The organism is uncultured Tateyamaria sp., from assembly GCF_947494755.1.
Classification (GTDB): domain Bacteria; phylum Pseudomonadota; class Alphaproteobacteria; order Rhodobacterales; family Rhodobacteraceae; genus Tateyamaria.
The window spans coordinates 59,446-81,341 of record NZ_CANLVZ010000014.1 but is presented as its reverse complement, the minus strand read 5'-3'; the positions used below and the strand labels follow the sequence as shown (position 1 = coordinate 81,341).

General features: G+C 61.4%; 22 protein-coding genes and 1 pseudogene. 19 read left to right on the top strand and 4 right to left on the bottom strand.

The features are described from left to right. Window positions 1-54: 54 nt before the first annotated feature. The 3 genes from Q0908_RS16370 (at window position 55) to Q0908_RS16360 (ending at window position 2,690) form a co-directional block, all read left to right on the top strand. A complete protein-coding gene (locus Q0908_RS16370; RefSeq protein WP_299286935.1) occupies window positions 55-453 on the top strand; it encodes a rhodanese-like domain-containing protein in 399 nt (132 codons plus the stop codon). Continuing rightward, on the top strand, window positions 450-1,313 hold the full coding sequence (locus Q0908_RS16365) for an MBL fold metallo-hydrolase (protein WP_299286932.1): 864 nt from the start codon (window positions 450-452) through the stop codon (window positions 1,311-1,313). Before Q0908_RS16370 ends, Q0908_RS16365 begins: the two co-directional genes overlap by 4 nt. 99 nt (window positions 1,314-1,412) lie before the next feature. Then, window positions 1,413-2,690: an acetylornithine deacetylase/succinyl-diaminopimelate desuccinylase family protein gene (locus Q0908_RS16360; protein ID WP_299286929.1), complete on the top strand. Its 1,278-nt coding sequence runs from the start codon at window positions 1,413-1,415 to the stop codon at window positions 2,688-2,690. Here Q0908_RS16360 and Q0908_RS16355 read toward each other — a convergent pair. Beyond that, the gene (locus Q0908_RS16355) at window positions 2,687-3,925 is read right to left on the bottom strand and encodes an Hsp70 family protein (protein WP_299286927.1); all 1,239 of its coding nucleotides are present in this window, start codon (window positions 3,923-3,925) and stop codon (window positions 2,687-2,689) included. The genes Q0908_RS16360 and Q0908_RS16355 overlap by 4 nt on opposite strands. A 129-nt stretch (window positions 3,926-4,054) precedes the next feature. Between Q0908_RS16355 and Q0908_RS16350 the strand changes: the two genes are divergently transcribed. The 5 genes and pseudogenes from Q0908_RS16350 to Q0908_RS20445 all read left to right on the top strand — a co-directional run bounded on the left by Q0908_RS16350 (window position 4,055) and on the right by Q0908_RS20445 (window position 6,609). After that, entirely contained in the window at window positions 4,055-5,533 is a 1,479-nt protein-coding gene (locus Q0908_RS16350) for an ABC transporter substrate-binding protein (RefSeq protein ID WP_299286924.1), read from the top strand. A gap of 80 nt (window positions 5,534-5,613) precedes the next feature. Continuing rightward, complete coding sequence (locus Q0908_RS16345) at window positions 5,614-5,802, top strand: hypothetical protein (RefSeq protein ID WP_299286921.1); 189 nt, start codon at window positions 5,614-5,616, stop codon at window positions 5,800-5,802. A gap of 188 nt (window positions 5,803-5,990) precedes the next feature. Further along, window positions 5,991-6,254 (top strand): annotated as a pseudogene (locus tag Q0908_RS16340) (hypothetical protein); the annotation flags it as partial. Window positions 6,255-6,288: 34 nt separating this feature from the next. Next, complete coding sequence (locus Q0908_RS16335; RefSeq protein ID WP_299286918.1) at window positions 6,289-6,438, top strand: hypothetical protein; 150 nt, start codon at window positions 6,289-6,291, stop codon at window positions 6,436-6,438. Window positions 6,439-6,462: 24 nt separating this feature from the next. Then, complete coding sequence (locus tag Q0908_RS20445; RefSeq protein WP_366869357.1) at window positions 6,463-6,609, top strand: hypothetical protein; 147 nt, start codon at window positions 6,463-6,465, stop codon at window positions 6,607-6,609. Between the two features lie 361 nt (window positions 6,610-6,970). Here Q0908_RS20445 and Q0908_RS16330 read toward each other — a convergent pair whose 3' ends face one another. After that, a complete protein-coding gene (locus tag Q0908_RS16330; protein ID WP_299286915.1) occupies window positions 6,971-8,068 on the bottom strand; it encodes an acetoin utilization protein AcuC in 1,098 nt (365 codons plus the stop codon). 111 nt (window positions 8,069-8,179) lie between these two features. Here Q0908_RS16330 and Q0908_RS16325 point away from each other — a divergent pair, with 111 nt between their 5' ends. From Q0908_RS16325 to Q0908_RS16275, 11 genes are all read left to right on the top strand, one after another. After that, window positions 8,180-9,127, top strand: a complete 948-nt coding sequence (locus tag Q0908_RS16325) for an ABC transporter permease (RefSeq protein ID WP_299286912.1) — start codon at window positions 8,180-8,182, stop codon at window positions 9,125-9,127. Further along, window positions 9,124-9,939, top strand: a complete 816-nt coding sequence (locus tag Q0908_RS16320; RefSeq protein WP_299286909.1) for an ABC transporter permease — start codon at window positions 9,124-9,126, stop codon at window positions 9,937-9,939. The genes Q0908_RS16325 and Q0908_RS16320 overlap by 4 nt, the downstream gene beginning before the upstream one ends. Then, on the top strand, window positions 9,936-11,528 hold the full coding sequence (locus Q0908_RS16315; protein WP_299286906.1) for an ABC transporter ATP-binding protein: 1,593 nt from the start codon (window positions 9,936-9,938) through the stop codon (window positions 11,526-11,528). The genes Q0908_RS16320 and Q0908_RS16315 overlap by 4 nt, the downstream gene beginning before the upstream one ends. After that, window positions 11,525-12,967, top strand: a complete 1,443-nt coding sequence (locus Q0908_RS16310; RefSeq protein ID WP_299286903.1) for an aldehyde dehydrogenase family protein — start codon at window positions 11,525-11,527, stop codon at window positions 12,965-12,967. Before Q0908_RS16315 ends, Q0908_RS16310 begins: the two co-directional genes overlap by 4 nt. Then, entirely contained in the window at window positions 12,960-13,454 is a 495-nt protein-coding gene (locus Q0908_RS16305) for a GNAT family N-acetyltransferase (RefSeq protein WP_299286900.1), read from the top strand. Before Q0908_RS16310 ends, Q0908_RS16305 begins: the two co-directional genes overlap by 8 nt. Next, window positions 13,451-14,170, top strand: a complete 720-nt coding sequence (locus tag Q0908_RS16300) for an SDR family NAD(P)-dependent oxidoreductase (protein ID WP_299286897.1) — start codon at window positions 13,451-13,453, stop codon at window positions 14,168-14,170. The genes Q0908_RS16305 and Q0908_RS16300 overlap by 4 nt, the downstream gene beginning before the upstream one ends. 69 nt (window positions 14,171-14,239) lie before the next feature. Beyond that, on the top strand, window positions 14,240-14,980 hold the full coding sequence (locus Q0908_RS16295; RefSeq protein WP_299286894.1) for a glucose 1-dehydrogenase: 741 nt from the start codon (window positions 14,240-14,242) through the stop codon (window positions 14,978-14,980). Beyond that, window positions 14,977-15,327 (top strand): cupin domain-containing protein, encoded by a 351-nt coding sequence (locus tag Q0908_RS16290; RefSeq protein ID WP_299286891.1) that lies wholly within the window; start codon window positions 14,977-14,979, stop codon window positions 15,325-15,327. The genes Q0908_RS16295 and Q0908_RS16290 overlap by 4 nt, the downstream gene beginning before the upstream one ends. A gap of 46 nt (window positions 15,328-15,373) precedes the next feature. After that, window positions 15,374-16,378: a P1 family peptidase gene (locus tag Q0908_RS16285; RefSeq protein ID WP_299286888.1), complete on the top strand. Its 1,005-nt coding sequence runs from the start codon at window positions 15,374-15,376 to the stop codon at window positions 16,376-16,378. After that, entirely contained in the window at window positions 16,365-17,156 is a 792-nt protein-coding gene (locus Q0908_RS16280) for an alpha/beta fold hydrolase (protein WP_299286885.1), read from the top strand. Before Q0908_RS16285 ends, Q0908_RS16280 begins: the two co-directional genes overlap by 14 nt. Window positions 17,157-17,166: 10 nt before the next feature. After that, window positions 17,167-18,522 (top strand): tetratricopeptide repeat protein, encoded by a 1,356-nt coding sequence (locus Q0908_RS16275; RefSeq protein ID WP_299286882.1) that lies wholly within the window; start codon window positions 17,167-17,169, stop codon window positions 18,520-18,522. 89 nt (window positions 18,523-18,611) lie between these two features. Here Q0908_RS16275 and dxs read toward each other — a convergent pair whose 3' ends face one another. Continuing rightward, entirely contained in the window at window positions 18,612-20,525 is a 1,914-nt protein-coding gene (dxs, locus tag Q0908_RS16270) for a 1-deoxy-D-xylulose-5-phosphate synthase (RefSeq protein WP_299286879.1), read from the bottom strand. Window positions 20,526-20,770: 245 nt separating this feature from the next. Then, window positions 20,771-21,895 carry a photosynthetic reaction center cytochrome PufC gene (gene pufC, locus Q0908_RS16265; RefSeq protein ID WP_299286876.1) on the bottom strand — a complete coding sequence of 375 codons (1,125 nt, stop codon included), beginning with the start codon at window positions 21,893-21,895 and terminating at the stop codon, window positions 20,771-20,773. Window position 21,896 lies beyond the last annotated feature (1 nt).

The window sequence follows — 21,896 nt, the reverse complement described above, 5'->3', positions numbered from 1 at the left end:
AGGCGTCCTGGGTGACACACTCTTTTTGTCCCGTGGATATGGGTGAGGAAACTGATGGCCTTAAAACAAACAGCTGCCACGATGGTCGCAGCCGCGCGCGCCCGAATTCAAGAAGTGGAAACCAGCGATGCCATCGCGATGCTGTCCAACCCAGATGTGGTGGTCGTCGACATTCGCGATGTCCGAGAACGTGAGCGCACCGGTTTCATCCCCGGCTCCGTTCACGCACCGCGCGGTATGATCGAGTTTTGGGTTGATCCTGACAGTCCCTATTTCAAGGATGTGTTTGGCCAGCCGAACAAGACATATCTGTTCCATTGCGCATCGGGCTGGCGGTCTGCGCTTACCGTAGCGACACTACAGGACATGGGTTTTGAAGCGGCGCATCTGCGTGACGGATTCGCGGACTGGGTGGCGCACAACGGCCCGGTGGAGAGGAACGAGAAGCCATGAAGGTCAAGCCCTCAGTCACCCCCTTTTTTGACAAGCGTTCCAACACCATTTCCTACATCGTGCAAGAGCCAAACGGCCCCGGATGTGCCGTCATCGACGCAGTCATGGACATTGACTATGCAGCTGGTGCGCTAAACTTTGATGGGGCGGATGCGATGATCGCGCATATCAAAGCCCATGATCTGCGACTTGACTGGATCATCGAAACCCACGTGCACGCCGACCATTTGTCAGGCGCGCCCTATATTCAACAAGCATTGGGCGGCCAAATCGGGATCGGCGCGAAGATAACGGAAATTCAGGATACGTTCGGAAAAGTGTTCAACGAGGGTACAGAATTTCAGCGGGATGGATCGCAGTTCGATGCGCTTTTCACGGATGGCGATACCTACCAGGTCGGCGCGATGACCTGCACTGCGATGCACACCCCGGGACACACCCCCGCGTGCATGGTACATATCATGGGCGACGCCGCCTTTGTCGGAGATACATTGTTCATGCCCGACGGGGGGTCGGCGCGCGCGGATTTCCCGGGTGGCGACGCAGGTCAGCTATATGACAGCATAATGCGCGTGCTCAGCCTGCCAGATGAGATGCGTCTTTTCATCTGCCATGATTATGGCCCCGGCGGTCGGGCCATCGCCTGGGAAACGACGGTGGCAGAGGAACGGGAAAACAATATCCACGTCGGCGGGGGCAAAACCCGCGAGGATTTCATCAAATTCCGAACCGAACGTGACGCCCAACTCGCCATGCCGTCCCTGATCATTCCCGCCCTTCAGGTGAACATGCGGGCGGGCCAGATCCCGAGGGACGACGCAGGCGACATGGCGCTTAAAGTCCCACTTGGCAAACTCTGACAGAGAACCGCAGACGACACGTCGTGGTCCAAGACATCCGCCATAAAAGAGACGGCGCGCGCCCTTGTCATTTCAGAACCGCAGCACAAGACTGGGCATATGACACTGTCCACCCGTATTGATGCCAAACGCGACGATCTGATCGATCTGACCCAGACCTTGATTCGTATCCCGACGCTTAATCCGCCCGGACGGCACTATCATGATATCTGCGCGCTGCTGGATGCCCGGTTCAAGGTGCACGGGCTGACCACTCAGATGATCAGGGCTCATGGTACCCCCGGCGATAGCGACGCATACCCGCGATGGAACATCGTTGCACGCAAGGACGGGAGCCGGACGGGAGCATGCGTTCATTTCAACAGCCACCATGATGTGGTCGAAGTCGGGCATGGTTGGACGCGCGACCCGTTCGGCGCTCAGATCGATGGCGATAGAATCTATGGCCGCGGTGCCTGCGATATGAAAGGCGGGTTGGCCGCATCCATCATCGCCGCCGAAGCGTTCATCGAAGAACATCCCGACTTTGCGGGGGCAATAGAAATCAGCGCAACGGCAGACGAGGAATCGGGCGGGTATGGCGGCGTCGCCTTCCTCGCTGAAATGGGTCTGTTTGCGCCAGATCGCGTGCAACATGTGATCATCCCCGAGCCGCTGAACAAGGACCGGATTTGCCTTGGGCATCGCGGCGGCTGGTGGGCGGAAATTGAGACAAAGGGCGAGATCGCGCACGGCTCCATGCCCTTTCTTGGCGATTGCGCGGTGCGGCATATGGGGGCTGTGCTGGACACATTCGAAAGCGATCTGTTTCCGGCCATGGCCGCGCGGCGCACAGAGATGCCCGTTGTGCCGGACAGCGCGCGCCAATCGACGATGAACATCAACTCAATCCATGGTGGTCAGCCCGAACCCGCAGACGATTACACCGGCCTGCCCGCCCACTGCGTTCCCGACAGTTGCCGCATCGTGATTGATCGCCGCTTTCTGGTCGAAGAAAATGTCGAAGACGTGCGCGCCGAAGTCGTTGGTCTGCTCGAAGGGCTCAAGGCCACGCGGGATCGGTTCGACTATGAGATCCGCGAGTTGAACGTCGTCCTTCCATCCATGACAGACAAGACTGCGCCCGTGGTCGAAACGGTGCACGCCGCCATCGAACAGGTTCTGGGCGTCAGCCCGACATATGTGGCCTCGCCCGGATCGTATGATCAAAAACACATCGACCGGATCGGCAAGTTGCGCAATTGCATCGCTTATGGACCCGGCGAGTTGGAACTCGCGCACAAGCCTGATGAGTGGATCGGGATCACGGACATGCTCGACAGCGCCAAAGTGATGGGGGCCGCGCTGGAAAGTCTATTGCTGCCGAAAGCAGACTAACTTGCGGCCAAGGCCAGACCTTCGACAATGGCGGTCATGGCGGCCCCTCGATGCACTTCGGCGCGGGGCAATAACGTGCGCAGCGCGTCCTCGACCACCTGCATCAGACTGGATCCGCCAACAAAGATCAGCCGGTTCACGGCATCAGGTTCCACCCCACCCATCTCCAGCGTTGTCGCCGCCGCCGCGCGGATTTGATCCGCCATGGGGGCAAGCGTGGATGTCATAGCGATGGGATATAGCGGCACAGTCATGCCGCGCTCGATAGCCGCCAGGTCAATCTGCGGAATGCTGGCCGTCGCGCCATTTGCGCCAATTTTGGCGGCCTCAACCGCAAAGGCCACATCGTGACCCAACTCATCCTCTAGCACGCGCACAAGCCGGTTCAACTTGTCCGGCTCGCGGGCATATTGCGCCAATTCCGCTGCGGCGCGCCGTGTGTCAGGGGCATAGAGAAAAGGGATTTTCTGCCACGTGGCCAGATCGGTAAAGATCGCATTCGGAGCCGCATGGGACTGATCGCCAAACGCATGTTTGATCTGACTGCCCATGCCCAGTTCAGGCATGACAAAGGCCAGGCTCAAGGCTCGGTCAAAGTTCGTGCCTCCAAGGCGCACGCCATGGCTGGCCAGAATATCGATACCCACCCCCTGCCCTTGTCGGAACAAGGTGAAATCAGACGTCCCGCCACCGATATCAACAACCAGCGCCACGTCGCCAGGCTGCAAGGCGGCCCGGTTCGCCAGCGCCGCTGCCTCGGGTTCGGGCATGAAGCGGACCGTTTCAAAGCCCGCCACGTGGTAGCATTCCGTCAGATCGACCAGCGCCTGGGTATTGCGGGCAGGATCAGCCGAATGAAACAGGACTGGCCGACCGGACAGAGCCTCGGTGAATGTCTGTCCTGTCGCGGATTCCGCACGCTGTTTCAACTCTGCCAGAAAGCGGGCAACGATGGTGATGAAATCCAACCGTTCGCCAAGCAAGACCCGGCTTTCGCGCATAAGCGATGTGCCCAGCAAGGACTTGAGGGCACGCATATAGCGCCCCTCATCCCCCGCAATCAGCGCAGCGTTTGCAGGGCGGCCATAGATGGCCTTGCGCGCCTCAAAGTCGAAAAACACGGCCGTGGGCAGGGTCGTTTCACCCGACTCAAGCGGGATCAGATGCGCTTGCCCGTCCACCGCCACGCCCACAGCCGAATTCGACGTCCCGAAATCCACACCCAGAACTGCCATCGCGCCTGCCCAACCGTCCAAAAGGCCGACCGATTACCCCAACGGCAGCCTCAAGCCAAGTGTCCAAGACTGGTCAACGCGCCCCGACTTAGCTAGCCTTTCGCCAAACATCACCCAAGGGAGACTCCCATGTTCCACACCCGCACGCTTATTATTGGTGTCGCCACGGCTGCGCTGATGGCCGGAATGGCCAGCGCCAAGACGGACATCACCGTCGCGATCCAGCTTGAACCCCCCCATCTTGATCCCACATCAGCCGCTGCCGGGGCCATCGACTCGGTGCTTTATTCCAATGTGTTCGAGGGGCTAACCCGCTTTATGGGCGACGGATCGGTTGTGCCGGGCCTCGCGGCAAGCTGGGAGATTTCCGATGACGGGCTGACCTATACCTTTGCACTGCGCGAGGGCGTCACCTTTCACGACGGCACCACGATGGACGCAGAGGACGTGAAGTTCACATTTGATCGCATCCTGGCCGAAGACAGCGCGAATGCTCAGAAGGCGCTTTTCGAAGGGATCACGAGTGTCGAAGTGGTTGACCCTCAGACTGTGCGCATGACCCTTGGTGCGCCCAACGGCAACATGCTGTTCAACCTGGCGTGGGGGGACGCGGTGATCGTTGCCCCTGAATCCATCGAGAACATCAAACAGCAGCCCATCGGCACCGGCCCTTTTAAATTCGACAGCTGGACTCAAGGCGACAAAATCGAGATTAGCCGCGCCGAAAGCTATTGGGGCGATGCCCCCGCGCTGGAAAAGGCGACCTTCAAGTTCATCTCTGACCCGACGGCGGCCTTTGCCTCGGTCATGGCCGAAGACGTGGACGTGTTCTCGGGCTTTCCGGCACCTGAAAACCTGCCTCAGTTTGAGGCGGACCCGCGTTTTCAAGTGCTGATCGGCTCGACCGAGGGCGAGACGATCTTGTCCACCAACAACAAGAAGCCTCCTTTCGACGATGTGCGCGTCCGGCAGGCGCTGGCCCATGCCATTGACCGTCAGGCCATCATTGACGGCGCGATGTTTGGCTATGGGACCCCCATCGGAACCCATTTCGCCCCCCACAATCCCGCTTACGTCGATCTGACAGGCGGGTCGGCGTTTGATCCGGACAAGGCCCGCGCGTTGCTGGCCGAGGCTGGCATGGCGGACGGGTTTAAAACCACGTTGCACCTGCCACCGCCGTCCTATGCCCGCCGTGGCGGCGAGATCATCGCAGCCCAGCTGGCCGATGTTGGCATCACTGCCGAGATCATCAATGTGGAGTGGGCGCAGTGGCTTGAAACCGTGTTTCGCGGCAAAGATTTCGGCCTGACCATCGTGAGCCACACCGAGCCGATGGATATCGGCATCTATGCCAATCCCGACTACTACTTTCAGTACGACAACCCGGCCTTTCAGGAGTTGATGGCGACCCTCAATGCCACGACCGACCCTGATACCCGCACCAACCTGATGGCCAAGGCGCAAGAGACCATTTCGGGTGACGCTGTGAACGGGTACCTGTTCCAACTGGCGCAGTTGTCGGTGGCCAAGGCCGAGGTGCAAGGGCTGTGGGTGAACGCGCCAACCCAGGCGACGGACTTGACCGGGGTAAGCTGGGCCGAGTGATACATCGCTCCAGCCGGTATGAAACAGCAGGGCGCACCAACAGGTGCGCCTTACTTTTTGGCCCCTCAAAGGAACACGTGATGCAGATACACCGCGCCGGGACCCGCCCGACACAACGCGCCAATCCGGACTATTTCACTGGCGCTGTCCGGCAGGATCCGATCATGGCAAGCCAGGCCCCCGCCCGTCTTCACGCCTTGTCCTTGCGGTTCGAACCCGGTGCGCGGACAGCGGGCATACCCATCCTTTGGGCCAGACGCTATATGTGACGCCGGGTGTCGGCTTGCTGTGCTTGCACGGTCAAAGCCCCGAACGCATTCATGCTGGTGATACTGTCTGGATTCCTGATCTTCGCCCTGAAATTCGGACACTGACGTAAGCTGCAATGTGTTGCTGCTGATCTTCAACACGAAGGAGATCAGGAAAGCCGCCGCGGAAGCAACATCATCCGGAATTCCAAGCGACGGTCGCGTTGAAACCGCTGAAAGGCGAAGAAACGGTCAGTGAGCTGGCGCATCGGTTTGGGGTTCATCCCACGATGATCCATCAATGGAAGCGTGCGCGACCTGAAGGGGCGTCTGGCGTCTTTGAGCGCGGCGGCCGCAAAGCACCGCAGGGTGATGAAGAGCAGGTCAAAGACCTGCACGCCAAGATCGGGGAGTTGGCTGTCGCCGACGGTACGGGGGCTTGCGCGGCCCCACTGGGGCCATGGTCCCCCTAGCTTTGGCCAGAAAGCTCGAACCTAAGACCGGAAAGTGAGGCGCAAGATAATTGACCCGAACCTATCGGGCTTGTCCGTGGGAAAGCAGTGCAAACGGCTGTCGATCTCGCGCGCGCCATTTTACCGGGAGCCCAAGGGCGAAGGTGAGATGAACCTCGATCTGATGCGGTTGATCGACAAGTAGTCCCTGGAGACGCCGTTTTATGGCGTGCGTCAGACGACGTGGCACCTGCGCAATGAGGATCATCCCGCGAACGAGAAACGGATCAAACGTTTGATGCGCTTGATGGGTCTCATGCAGATCTATCAAAAGCCCAACACCCGCTACCCGCCAGCGCATGCAACGCATGTGTGAGAGGGGGCAAGGTGGCGAAGGGGCACAAGATTTACCCCTATCTGCAGCGCGGCCTTCGCGTGGACCGACCCAACCGAGTTTGGTGTTCTGACCTTACCTATCTGTCTATGCAACGTGGCTTCTTATATATAGTGCCCATCCTGAACTTGCATAGGCACAAGGTGCTTGCATGGCGGATATTGGCACAGGGCTGCCGCAACCACGCCCATGCCTCATATCGCCATGCAGGAAGCGTTGGACGGCTCGGCCGGAACGTGGCTCGAGCATGTGAGTGATGCGGATTGCGCTGCGTGATGGAGGGGGGCCAGCCCCCCGGCCTTGCGGCCTCCCCCCGCGATTTATCTGGCGAAATGAAGTTGGATCAAAGTGCGTTGACGCGTCTGCGTACCTCATCACTGATGGGGCCGTGCCTTGGACTGTCGGCCAACGTTGTGAACCAGTGATCGGGTGGGTTTTTGCCCCGACGATTGCCGTCGAACCTCAAGTTGCGCAGGATCGTTTCGGACTCTGTCTTCATGCGGTCGGGAATGGCAAATCCATTCAGTGTACCCCACACCCCCGTCCATAAGCGCCCGACAGACCACGGGTTATACCCGCCCCCTCCCAAGACCAGCAGACGGGAGGCGAGGCCCATGATGCTTTGGACAATGCTCCAATGCGCTTGATTCGACAGGGACAGGTGGGCTTGGGGGTCTTCTTCGACCCCGTCGGCACCGCATTGCAAGACGATGGCATCGGGTTTGAAGCTTGCGACATGAGGCAGGATCACGTGATCCCGGATCAGCGCCATGTCGTCGTCATGCAGCCCGCGCGGCACGGCCAGGTTGATGGTGCTGCCCTGTCCGGTCACTCCGGTCGGGCCGCTGCGCGGCCACAATCCATCCTCATGCACCGACACCATCAGCACGTCCGTATCATCGCCAAACGCAACCTCGACCCCGTCCGGATGATGGGCGTCGATGTCGATATAGGCGACGCGGCGCGCCCCGTTTTGGCGCAGCGACAGGATCGCGAGCACCGGATCATTGAGATAGCAAAACCCGCCCGCCCGATCAGGCATACCGTGATGTGTGCCACCTGCGGGATGATAGACGATGCCCCCCTTGGCCAGTAATTCACCTGCCAGCAGCGACCCACCCGCGGCTGTTGCGGGACGGCGATACATCTCGGGGAACACAGGGTTCGACGGGGTGCCGAGGGCGTGGCGTGCCTTGACCGTATCACTGACATGTTGTGCCACTTCTGCGGCGTGTAGTGCCGCGACATAGTCTGGCGTGTGCCAGACCGTCAGCGTATCCGGCTTCGCACGCGGACTGGGCACGTATGCTTGCGTAGGCAACCACCCCAGGGCGCGCGAAAGGTCCATCACCGTCGACACCCGCGGCACGCGCAACGGATGCCAGCCGCCATAAGACGATCCGCGATAGATTTCCGAGCCGATGAACAAGGGGCGTTTCATACCGCGACCATAGCGACTGTGCCCGGATCGGCGAGGGGGCAGGCCGCCGCAGCCCCTTTGCACATCGACCCGCTTGCCTGCCCCTCTGACCACGCCTAACGTCGCGATCATATGTTGCGCTACACCCTCAAACGCTTGCTGTCCTTGATGATCAGCCTTGCCATCGCATCGCTGGTGATCTTTGCGGTGATCGAGGTCGCACCAGGTGATCCCGCATCCTTCATGCTGGGGATCAACGCGCAAGAGGACACGTTGGCCGCCTTGCGCGCCGAGCTTGGCCTAGATCAATCCAAACTTCAGCGGTATCTGGGCTGGGTTGCAGGCATGCTTCAGGGCGACTTTGGCACCTCGTATCAGTACCGCACGCCCGTGGCCCAGATGATCGGGGATCGGTTGTGGGTGTCCCTACCCCTTGCGATCTACGCGCTGACGCTGTCCACCTTGATCGCCTTTCCCGCTGGGATTTACGCCGCCGCACGACGGGGCAAGGCGGGCGACATCGGCGTGATGGGTGCGACCCAGATCGGTGTGGCCATCCCGAACTTCTGGTTTGCGATGATGCTGGTACTCGTCTTTGCGATCAATCTGCGCTGGTTTAGTGCGGGCGGATTTGCGGGGTGGGACAAGGGCACCTTTGCAGCCCTCAAATCGCTGACGTTGCCTGCGATTGCCCTTGCCTTGCCACAGGCCGCGATCCTTGCGCGGGTGATGCGTTCTGCCCTTCTGGATGTGATGGGCGAGGATTTTATGCGCACCGCACGCGCCAAGGGACTGACCCGCGCTCAGGCATTGCGCCGCCACGGGTTGCGCAATGCCATGATCCCGGTACTGACGATCCTTGGCTTGCAGTTGTCATTCCTGCTGGCCGGGGGGATCATCATCGAGCAGGTCTTCTATCTGCCCGGTCTGGGCCGTCTGATTTTCCAAAGCATTTCGGCGCGTGACCTGATCGTGGTGGAAAGCGTGACGATGCTGCTTGTTTTTGCAGTGATCGTGGTGAATTTCCTCGTCGATCTGGCCTACGCCGCCGTTGACCCACGGTTGAGGGCACGCACATGAGCCGCACGTTGATCTTGGGCGGCGCGCTCTCTGTCTTGGTTGTTCTGGCCGCTTTGACGTCGTTCATTTGGACGCCGTTTGAACATACGGCGATGAATATTCCGGCTAAGTTGCAGACTCCGAATGGCACGCATTGGTTTGGCACAGACCACTTTGGGCGGGACATGTTTTCGATGATCATGGTGGGCGCGCGCACCTCGATTGCGGTGGCCTTCGTGGCCGTAGGCATCGGGATCGGGCTGGGTGTTCCCTTGGGCCTCTGGGCCGCAGCCCGCCAAGGGGGTTGGGTAGACGAAGTCATCATGCGCGGCAATGACCTGATCTTTGCCTTTCCCAGCCTCGTGATCGCAATTCTGATCACAGCGATTTTTGGCGCAGGTGCGATCAACGCGATCATCGCCATCGGCATTTTCAACATCCCCGTTTTTGCCCGTGTGACGCGCGGTGGCGCACTGCCCATCTGGGCGCGCGAGTTCATTCTGGCCGCGCGCGTTGCGGGCAAGGGAGCGGCGCGGATCAGCTATGAGCATGTGCTGCCCAATATCGCCAATCTGCTGATCGTGCAGGCGACAATCCAGTTCTCGCTCGGGATCTTGGCAGAGGCGGCGCTGTCCTATGTTGGCCTTGGCGCGCAACCCCCGACCCCAAGTTGGGGGCGGATGCTGGCCGATGCGCAAACGCTGGTCAGCATCGCACCACATATGGCGCTGGTGCCCGGTTTTGCGATTATCTTGACGGTGCTGGGTCTGAACCTGTTGGGCGACGGGTTGCGCGACGCGCTTGATCCCAAGCTGCGCGTGGCCGGGGTATGAGCCTGCTGTCGGTCGAGAACCTGTCCTTGTCGATCCGGGGGACATCCATCCTTCGGGATGTGTCGTTGCAACTTGATGCAGGTGAGGTGGTGGCGATCACTGGCGAAAGCGGGTCAGGCAAATCCATGACCGCGCTGGCCGTGATACAGCTGCTGCCCGAGGGATCAGAGGTTGATGGGCAGATCGTGCTGGATGGCGATGACGTGACAGCCATGAACGAGGCGGCCCTGTGCCGTCTGCGCGGCGACGTCGTCAGCATGGTCTTTCAGGAACCCATGACGGCGTTGAACCCCGTCCAGACCATCGGTGCGCAGGTGGCCGAAACCGTGCGTCTACACCGCCCCGATCTTGACCCGGTAAAGCGCGCGTCCGAGGTGCTGACCCGCGTGGGATTGGCACCCGATCTGATCCCGATGTCGCGCTATCCGCACGAGCTGTCCGGCGGGCAACGTCAGCGCGTGGTGATCGCCATTGCGATCGCCTGTGGGCCAAAGCTTTTGATCGCGGACGAGCCGACAACCGCACTGGATGTCACGACCCAAGCTCAGATTCTCGATTTGTTGGTGCAGCTTGCCGGCGAGGATGGGATGGGCCTGATGATGATCACCCATGACCTCGCTGTTGTCGCCCAAATGGCGCAGCGCATCATCGTCATGCAAAACGGTGAAGTGGTCGAGGCGGGGAACACCTCCACCTTACTCGCCAACCCTCAGCATCCCTATACCCGGGCCTTGTTTGCCGCATCCAACCATCAGGTTACCCTGCCAGAGATTGCGCAAACCACCCCTTTGCTGCGTGTCAAAAACGTGGTGCGCGATTATGTTCTGCCCCGCACCCGGCTCTTTCAGCGCCCCGCCACCCACCGTGCGGTGGATCATGTCAGTTTTGACATCGCCCGTGGCGAACGGGTTGGACTGGTCGGTGAATCCGGTTGCGGAAAATCGACCCTGACCCGCGCCATTCTCGGGCTCGAGGCGGTACAGTCAGGTTCCATCACATTGGATGGTGCGCCAGTGTTCAGCGGCGGTACGCCCGACCTTTCCGTGCGCCGCCGTATGCAAGTCGTATTTCAGGACCCTTACGGCAGCTTCAACCCACGCCACCGTGTTGCGCGCCTGATCACCGAACCCTTTCATCTGCTCGAGACGCGCCCTGACAACACAGATGAGCGGATTGCCGTGGCGCTGACGGCCGTGGGCCTGTCCCCGGACGACGCTGAAAAATATCCACATCAGTTTTCCGGCGGCCAACGCCAAAGGCTCGCCATTGCGCGCGCGCTGATCATCCGGCCCGACCTGATCGTGTTTGACGAGGCGGTGAGCGCGCTTGACGTGTCCGTGCGGGCCCAAATCCTTGACCTGATTGCCGAGCTTTGCGTGCAATACGACCTGACCTACCTCTTTATCTCGCACGACCTGAGCGTGGTGCGCACGATTACGGATCGGGTGTTGGTGATGCAGGCGGGCCAAATCGTCGAGCAAGGCGCGACCGAAGCGGTATTCACTGCCCCCACACACCCCTATACTCGAACCCTGATTGATGCGGCCCCGATCCTGCCTGTGTCCCCCAAGACGAAAGTGATGCCATGACCGACGCCATATGGTTTGACCCCTCACTGATGTTGATTGGCGGCGCGTGGCGTGCGGCAGATTCGACGCTGAGCTTGACCAACCCATCTGACGGGAGTGCATTGGCCCAGATCGCGCGGGGCGGTGCTGCTGAGATTGACGCCGCAGTCACTGCCGCCCACCACGCCCGCCAAAGCGAGTGGGGCCGCATGAGCGCGACCGAACGGGGCCGTATCCTTACCCGCATTGGCAACGCGGTCCTCGAACGGGTCGACCAACTGGCTGAGATCGAAGCGCATGATGTGGGCAAACCCCTGACCCAGGCGCGCGCCGATGCTGGCGCCCTGGCCCGCTACATGGAATTTTACGGCGGTGCGGCAGACAAGGTCATGGGCGAAACCATCCCCTATCTGGATGGCTATACCGTCTACACGCTGCGCGAACCGCATGGGGTGACAGGTCATATCGTGCCTTGGAACTATCCCATGCAGATCATCGGGCGCAGCGTGGGCGCGGCCCTTGCCATGGGCAACGCCTGCGTCCTGAAACCAGCGGAAGAGGCCTGCCTGACCGCGCTCGCCTTTGCCCATATCTGCCAGGACGCAGGGCTGCCCGACGGCGTGCTGAATGTCGTGCCGGGTCTCGGGGCGGAAGCAGGTGCCGCGCTGGCCGCGCACCCGGATGTGCAACATATCAGCTTCACCGGTTCCGTGCGCACAGGCGCATTGGTGCAACAGGCCGCGGGGGCAAACGTGGTGCCAGTCACCCTCGAATTGGGCGGCAAGTCCCCCCAATTGGTGTTTGAGGATGCGGACCTTGAGGCGGCCCTGCCGTTTCTTGTCAATGCAGGCATCCAGAACGCGGGCCAGACCTGCTCCGCCTCTTCCCGCATTCTGGTGCAGCGCGGGATCTACGATGCGGTGTGTGACGGTATGGCAGAGGCCTATGCTGACCTGACCGTGGGGCCAGCGATGGACGATCTGCGGGTTGGTCCGTTGATCTCAACCCGCCAAAAGGAAATCGTGGACGGCTTTCTGGCGCAAGGGGCCGACTTGCAGATCGCGGCCAAAGGCGCGTTACAAAATGCCCCCCACAGCGGAGCCTATGTCGTTCCGACGCTGTTTGCAGACGTCCCCCCCGATCACGCCCTCGCACGTGACGAAATCTTTGGGCCCGTTCAGGTTCTGATCCCGTTTGACACCGAAGAGGACGCCGCGGCCATCGCCAACAGCACCGATTACGGCCTCGTTGCCAGCATCTGGACGGCTAATGGCGCGCGCCAGATGCGGCTGGCCAAGCAACTGCGGGCCGGTCAGGTGTTCATCAACAACTATGGCGCTGGCGGCGGAGTCGAATTGCCCTTTGGCGGGGTCGGTAAATCGGGCCACGGGCGCGAAAAAGGGTTCGAAGCGCTTTACGGCTTTTCGACCCTCAAAACCGTCGCAGCCCATCATGGGTGAGATCGCGCAACTCCATTACCCCAAGGACAGCGCGCAAGTGCTCGATCTGTGCCAGCGCGCAAGCGACTACGTGCGGCTGGAAACCGCGATGGCCCCGGATGCCGCTTACATCCGCGAGACAATGACGGACGCACCGCCCAACGTTCCATCCAATCAAGTCTGGTGCTGGGGGCATCGGTCTGACACGCTTGATGCGATCGCGACCTGCCTCAAAGGGTATTACGAGCCTGACGACTGGTACTTGGGTCTGCTGCTGCTGGATCCCGCCAAACGGGGTGCCGGACTTGGCAAGCGAATGGCACAGCATGTGATCGAACAAGCCCGCGCAGACAATGCAGCCTGTCTGCGGATCGCCGTGCTTGACATCAACCCAAGGGCACGGGCCTTTTGGATGCGACTTGGCTTTGTCCACGAAAAATCGACACAAGCGGGCGATGGGCAACTGCGTCACGTGCATCGGCTGCCACTGGGAAAGGACACCCCATGATATTTGAAAACCGGTTCGCAGGGCGCAGCGCTGTCATCACAGGCGGCGCTGCGGGGCTTGGCGCAGGGATCGCCGCACGGATCGCTGCCGAAGGGGGGCGGGTCGAGGTTTGGGACATTGACGCAGACGCGCTGGCAGGCATCGATGCCCACGCCACCCGGCAGATCGACGTGACCGATGCCGAAGCCGTCAGCGCCGCCATGGCTCAGGCCAGCCCCGATATCCTGGTGTGCTCCGCCGGGATCACCGGCCCCAACACAACCACATGGGACTATCCCGTGGCCGATTGGCTGGCCGTGCAGAACCTCAACCTGAATGCGGTGTTCTATTGCTGCCGGGCCGCCGCCCCGATCATGGCTACCAAGAGTTGGGGACGGATCATCAACATCGCCTCCATCGCCGGAAAAGAGGGCAACCCCAACGCGCCCGCCTACTCCGCCTCCAAGGCCGGCGTGATCGGGTTGACCAAATCGCTCGGCAAGGAGCTTGCCACAACCGGGGTGACCTGCAACGCGATCGCACCAGCTGCCGTGCGCACCGCGATCTTTGAGCAGATGACCCAAGACCATATCGACTTCATGCAGTCCAAAATCCCCATGGGTCGCTTCGGGACGGTCGAAGAAATCGCAGCGATGGCCTGCTGGCTGGCATCCGACGAGGCGAGCTTTTCGACCGGGTTCTGTTTTGACCAATCCGGCGGGCGGGCGACGGGCTGAGGCCGTGCGCCCTTGAAAACTAATGCCACCTGCTCAACCATGCGCAGAGGGTCAGACAAAGGACACAGCATGCAACTAGAGGGCAAGACCGCGATTGTCACAGGGGCCGCCTCCGGTTTCGGGGCCGGGATCGCGCGGGCCTTTGCCGCCGCAGGTGCGCGCGTGCTGGTCGCCGACATCAACGGCAATGGGGCGCAGGACATCGCGGCCGAGGTCAACGGCCACGCAACACAAGTCGACGTCGCAGACGGAACCTCGGTGCAGGCGATGGTCGCCCATGCGCTTGATGTCTTTGGCCATATCGACATCCTCGTGAACAATGCCGGGATCACTCATATGCCAACCGCTCTCGAGGACGTCAGCGAAGAAGATTTTGACCGCGTGTTGGCCGTGAACGCCAAGTCGGTCTATCTGACCGCGCGCACCATTGTCCCGCACATGAAATCACGAGGGGCGGGGACGATCCTCAACGTGGCCTCGACCGCCGGGGTCAGCCCCCGACCTCGTCTGAACTGGTACAACGCCTCGAAAGGATGGATGATCACGGCCACCAAGGCCATGGCCGTTGAACTCGCCCCCGACGGCATTCGGGTGAACGCCATCAATCCGGTCGCAGGGGAAACCCCGTTGCTAAAGTCTTTCATGGGAGAAGACACGCCCGAAATCCGAGCCAAGTTCCTGTCGACTATCCCCTTGGGCCGCTTTTCTACACCAGAGGATATGGGGGCCGCAGCCACGTTCCTGTGCTCGGACGCGGCCTCGATGATCACCGGCGTGGCCATGGAAATCGACGGAGGACGCTGCATATGAAGCCGATCCGTCTTGCAGACAAGCTGGCCCAGTTCAGCACCCATTGGGATCCGCATGTGGTGGCCGACTACAACGACAATGACGTCATGGTGGTAAAGTTTCAGGGCGAATTTCCCTTTCACCTGCATGAGGACACCGATGACTTCTTTCTCGTCCTGGATGGCGAAATGACGATGGATATCGATAACCAGAGCCATACCGTCAAAATGGGCGAGCTATTCATTGTCCCCAAAGGTGTTACCCACCGCCCCCGCGCAGATCAGGAATGCCATGTCTTGCTGATCGAACCCAAAGGTGTGCCAAACACGGGCGATCCCGCCACGGCCGCCCCAAAACCGCGTATCTGAGACTTCTTTTGACCCAAAATACCGCCGCCGGAGGCACGAAATCAAAATGAATCGAGGCCCGCAAAACGCGATCACGGACATCAAGGGGCTGATGATCGGCCACGCGCAGGACGATGCGCTGAAATCCGGCGTCACTGTGCTTACCAGCCACGCGCCCTTCACCGCCTCCGTCTCCGTATTGGGCGGGGCACCGGGCACGCGTGAAACCGACCTGCTGGCGCCGGACAAATCCGTGGCACAGGTGGATGCACTCGTACTCGCAGGCGGCTCGGCTTACGGCCTTGATGCCTGTTCGGGCGTTGTGGCTGGGCTGCGCGATCAGGGGCGCGGATACCGTGTCGGCTCGGCGGTCATCCCACTGGTCCCCGGCGCGATCATCTTCGATCTGCTGTCTGGCGGCGACAAGGACTGGGCGGACACACCCTACCCCGACTTGGGCCGCGCCGCATTGAATGCGGCCAAGGCGGAGACAGACATCGGGACGGTCGGTGCCGGAACGGGCGCAATGACGGCGATGATGAAAGGTGGGCTTGGGACCGCGTCCCTCACGCTCGACAATGGCATAACGGTCGGGGCACTGGTCGTCGCCAACCCGATGGGCAGCGTGACAACCCCCGGTGACAGGCATTTCTGGGCCGCCCCGTTCGAGATTGATGGCGAGTTCGGCGGGCTTGGTCCGGACCCGGCGGCTGGTCTTGGACGCACCCTCGACAGTCGTAAACTCGGCGCAATGATGGAGCGGGCGAACACCACAATCGCGATTGTGGCCACAGATGCAGCGCTCGACAAGGCGCAGTGCCAACGGGTCGCCATCGCCGCCCATGACGGCATCGCGCGGGCCTGTGTGCCGGCGCACAGCCCTGCGGACGGAGACCTGGTGTTTGCCGTGTCGACCTCGGCCAAGCCACTCAGCGCGCCCACGGATCTTTCGCTGATCGGGCACGCCGCCGCCTTGTGCCTGTCGCGCGCCATTGCACGGGGCGTTTACGCGGCCACCCCTGCGCCAAATGATCTGCTGCCCACCTGGAGCGAACTCAATGCCCAAACTTGATCGCGGCGACATCAGCCTGCACTATGAGGTGACAGGCAACGGCCCGCCCCTGTTGATGCTGGCCGGCTTCATGTCCGATCACGCCAGTTGGACACCGCTTGTGCCGCTGCTGCGCGATCATTTCACCTGCGTGCAGATCGACAATCGGACCACGGGACAAACGGCACCTTGGGACGCGCCCGTCTCTATCGGTCACATGTGCAAGGATGCCGTCGCCCTGATGGACGCGCTTGAGCACGAACGCTTTCACGTGGTCGGGCACTCCATGGGCGGGATCATCGCGTTGCATATGGCACAGGAAATACCGGCCCGGCTTGCCTCCACCCACATCGCAGCCTCAGCCCCGATCCGATTGCCGCGCAACACCGCGCTGTTTGCGAACCTCATCGCGATCCGGCGCAGCAACGCAACACCGGACACATGGTTGCGCGCCTTGTTTCCGTGGCTGTTCAACCCGCGTGTGTACCATGATCCGGGTGCGGTGGATCGGGCCGTGGCGGACAGTCTCGCCTATCCGCATGCCCAATCCGCGGACGCGATGGAACACCAACTGACGGCCCTGCGCGGCTTTGACGGGACGGATCTGGCAAGCCCCACATGCCCAACCCAAGTACTGCTCGGTGCGCTTGATCTGATCGTGCCACCCGATCACGTTCTGGCCGTACTCAGCCACCTGCCGCATCATATCATCGAAGGAGCGGGGCATTCGATCCACTGGGATGCGCCCGAAATCGTGGCCGATCACGTGCGCGCCTATGCAGCCAAACACCCGATCTGAGGGGACACTCATGCAAGACCTTTATGGCCTGCCCGTCACGACCGACAACGACGCAACCCGCCAGGGGATCGACGACTTCGTGCACGGTTTCATCAGTTTTCAGACCAAGGCCGCAAACGTGCTCAAGGCGGCCAAGGCCGACCCCGGCAACGGGCTGGCCAACGCCTATGCCGCGATCCTCTACATGCTGCTCGAAGCGCCCATCGCCCCCAAACTCGCACAGCCCTTTCTTGAAAACGCCCAAGCTGCCTCCGGGCTGACGCCCCGCGAGAACGCAGCAGTTGAAGCGGCCCACCTGTTCGTGACCGGCAAGATCCCCAAACTCATCGAACTGTGCGAGGCCACGGTCAGCGCCTATCCGCGCGACATGGTGATGCTGAAGCTCGGACAGTATCACACGTTCAATATCGGTGACTTTCCGGCCATGCTGCGGATCGCGCAGAAAGCGCAACCGGGTGCGGCGGACATCGCGTATGCCCACGGGATGCTGGCCTTTGGTTTTGAGGAATGTCACCTGCTGGACGAAGCCGAAGCCGCAGCCCGGCACGCCATGTCCCTCGACGATAGCGAGCCGTGGGCGCATCATGCGCTCGCCCACATCTACCTCACCCGCGGGCAGATCGCTGAAGGGGCCGCGTTTCTGGAGTCTGTTGCGCGTCACTGGGCCGACCTCAACAGTTTCATGCACAGCCACAACTGGTGGCATCTGGCCCTGTTTTACATCTCTGCGGGGCGAAAGGAGGACGTCTTGGCGGCCTACGACACCCATGTCTGGGGACTGTCCAAGGACTACTCGCAAGACCAGATCGGCGCGGTGTCGCTGCTGGCGCGCCTCGAATTCGCAGGCATCGACGTCGGTGCGCGCTGGCAGGATGTGGCCGATCACATCGCCAAGCGCGGGGCCGATACCACCTCGCCCTTCCTGACGCTGCAATACCTCTACGCGCTTGGACGCACCGGGCGGCCCGAGGCCGAAACTCTGCTCAAGGCCATCGAGGCGCGGGCCGAAGACGACACACAGCATGACGTCAACACATGGCGCGACGTGGCTCTCTGGGCCGCGCACGGGATCGCCGCACATGGCGCGGGCGACTACGACGACACAATCCGGTTCCTGGGCAAGGCCCTGCCACGCTTGGCCGAATGCGGCGGCAGCCACGCGCAGCGGGACCTCTTCGAGCAAATACACCTCGACGCTCTGGTCAAGTCCGGGCGCACATCGCAAGCGCAACAGGTGCTTGAAATGCGGCGCAGCTACGACCCGGACGGCGTGCCGCTCAACACCATGCTCGCAGATGTGTACGAGCAATCCGGCCTGCCTGCACAAGCCTCCCAAGCACGCGCCCGTGCCGCTTCCTTTCGCTAAAAATACCTCCGCCGGAGGCATCTACAGCCGCGCCAAACACGGCGCTCAACCGTACGAACATCCGGCGCAAATCATCCAGACAGGAAACGTCAGGCCGTCAGGTCAACCACGTTGCTGGTGCTCTGACCCAAGGCCGCGCGCACAGTCTCAATGATGCTCTCCGCATTCAGTCCTGCATCGGCGTACATTTCGTCCGGGCCAGCCTGATCGATGAACCGGTCGGCAAGGTGCATCGTGCGCACCTTCAAACCCTGGTCCAGCAACCCTTCGGACGCCATCGCTTGCAACACCATCGCGCCGAACCCGCCCACGGCACCCTGTTCGACGGTGATCAGCGCGTCATGACGGGCCGCCAGATCGCGGATCAGGCCCATATCAAGCGGCTTGGCAAAACGCGCATCCGCGATGCTGACCGAAATCCCCTCAGCCTCGAGCGTTGCGGCGGCCCGTTCGCATTCGTCAAGATGCGTGCCAAGACTCAGCAGCGCCACATCCGATCCCTCCTGGATCATCCGCCCCTTGCCGATCTCCAGCACTTCGCCCTTTTCGGGCATATCCACCCCACGCCCATTGCCGCGCGGATAGCGAAACGCAATCGGGCCGCTGTCATGGGCGGCGGCAGTCGTGACCATTTGCATCAACTCCGCCTCATCAGCGGCGGCCATCACCACCATCCCCGGCAAAGCTGCGAGATAGCCTATGTCAAAGGACCCCGCATGGGTCGCGCCATCTGCGCCCACCAGCCCCGCACGATCGATGGCGAACCGGACCGGCAATCCCTGCAGCGCCACATCGTGGACGACCTGATCGTATCCGCGTTGCAGGAACGTCGAATAGATCGCGCAGAACGGTTTGAGCCCGCTTGCGGCCATACCAGCGGCAAAGGTCACGCCGTGCTGCTCTGCGATGCCCACATCAAACACCCGGCCCGGAAACCGGTTGGCCATTTTGTCTACACCCGTACCGCCCGGCATGGCGGCTGTGACCGCGACAATTTTCGGATCCTCAGCAGCCAAGTCGGTCAGCGTGGTGCCAAAGACGGACGTGTAGGAGGGTGCGTTGCTTTTGCCCTTGGACTGCGCGCCCGTTTCAACGTCGAATTTCGACACACCATGATACTTGTCCGCCGACCCTTCAGCAGGCGCATAGCCCTTGCCCTTGACCGTGCAGGCGTGGATCAACACAGGCCCCGTGGCCCGCGCCCGCGCACCGCGCAGGACGGACAACACCTGATCCATATCGTGCCCGTCGATGGGGCCGATATAGTCAAATCCCAGCTCTTCAAAGAAGGTACCCTTGCTTTCCACGCCCGTCACCATTTCCCGTGCACGCCGCGCGCCGTCGCGCATCGGCTTGGGCAGCGCGCTTTCCATCCCTTCGGCGATGGCCTGCAAAGGGGCGAGCGGGGAATTGCGGGTCAGGTTGGAGAGATACGTGCTCATCGCGCCCGTGGGCGGGGCGATAGACATTTCGTTGTCATTGAGGATCACAAACAGACGGCGGCCCTCGTGGCCTGCATTGTTGAGCGCCTCATAAGCCATCCCCGCGCTGATCGACCCATCCCCGATAACGGCGACCGCATCGCCGGTTGGCATGCCCATGTCGCGGCCCACCGTGAACCCGAGCGCGGCAGAGATCGAAGTCGAGGAATGCGCAGCGCCGAACGGGTCATACTCACTCTCGGCGCGCTTGGTGAACCCGCTCAGGCCCCCCTTCTGGCGCAGGGTGCCCATGCGACTGCGCCGCCCGGTCAGGATCTTGTGTGGATAGCATTGGTGCCCCACATCCCAGATCACCTTGTCGCGGGGCGTGTCAAAAACCGCGTGGATGCCCACCGTCAGTTCCACCACCCCAAGGGACGATCCCAGATGCCCACCAGTCCGACTGACGGCCTCGATCACGTCGCTGCGCAGTTCATGGGCCAGTGCGCTCAGGTCCGCATCCGACAGGCGTTTGAGGTCAGCAGGGCCAGCCACTTTGTCCAGCAACGGGGTATGGGTCATCGCGCACATCCTTTCTCGAGCCCCCGCGCCCGCCTTGCCTGCGGGTCTCTTGAGGGCAAAAAGCGCCGTGCCTGAACAACAAGCACGGCGCCAGGTTCCTGTAGCCAACAGGAAGGGAACCGGAGTCAGGGGACCCCGTGCCCGGACCAAGGAAGCCGATGGTCCGAACCTGGCGTTGCGGGGCGATCAGGCCGCCCGGCAGCATCTTGGGCGTAAGGCGGAGGTGTCCTCCGCCCAACGGCAGGTCACTCTTCGTAGACCGGTGCCTCGCTCGTGGCCAATTCGGGCCAGGCCGCGATCACGTTCATACCTTGCAGCGGGCGTTGATAACCCTTGTGGCAGGTCCGGCAGCCGATCTTGGGCGCATCGGCATAGATCGGGCCGAGGCGCTCGGGTGGATACTCACTCTCAAGCGGGATCAGATATTCAGCGTTCTGCTCAATGACCATCTGACGGCCCAACTGCGCGATGCTCCATTGCGGTGTGTACTGACCCGCATCATAGAACGCGCGACTGTTGTGGCAGAACACGCAATTCACCCCGAGCGAGTTGGAGAAGTAGTTCATAAGGCTGTAGGTCATCTCGGTCTTCTGGATCGAATGCACGTCCTCGGTCAGACCCGGCACACCGGCGACCCGGCTTTCCAGATCGTGCACGTTCACCATGCTGTCATAATCGGTCAGATAAACCTCGAGCGCCGATGAGGGCAGCGAGGTCGACCCGCTCATCGTGGTGGCGCGGTTCTGGACTGCGGACCAGCCTTTGACGTTCTGATTGACCGGCGTGACGTTGAACCAGATGTCGCTTGGCACGTTCTGGCCACGGTGGCAGGTGTAGCAGTTGACCCCCACCTCGGCGACCGCATTGACGTGCCCATCCCAGTTCTCGTTGATGTTCTGGGTCATCTGGATCATGCGGCGGCTGACAACCTTGGTATAAAGGTCATCGGCCCCGTATTCCGAGATGTCGACATCGCCGTGGCAATAGGCGCAACCTTCCTCCGGGCTGACCCATTGTGTCATGGCCAGCATCACCCGGTTAAAGTTATCATCCGTTAACTCGCCCAACACCTGAACATTCTCGTAGATGTCCTTCGCCAGTTCCTCCCCGCCTTCGGGGATATACGGATCTTCGGTGTAGTAGGCTTCAATCGTGGGATCAGCGGCCAATCGCGAGACGTTGTATTCCGGCACCGACATGCCCGTGCCGCGCGGCCCGGTTTGCATGCTTTCGGTCTGGTACGGATTGCCCCATGTGACGATCAGTGCTGCTGCAAAGATCGCCCCGCCCACGACGCCGACCGCAATGGCCGGACCGAAGATGTTGGTGGGGTTGTCCGCGTTCCATTTGTCAAACCACTTGGGAAACATG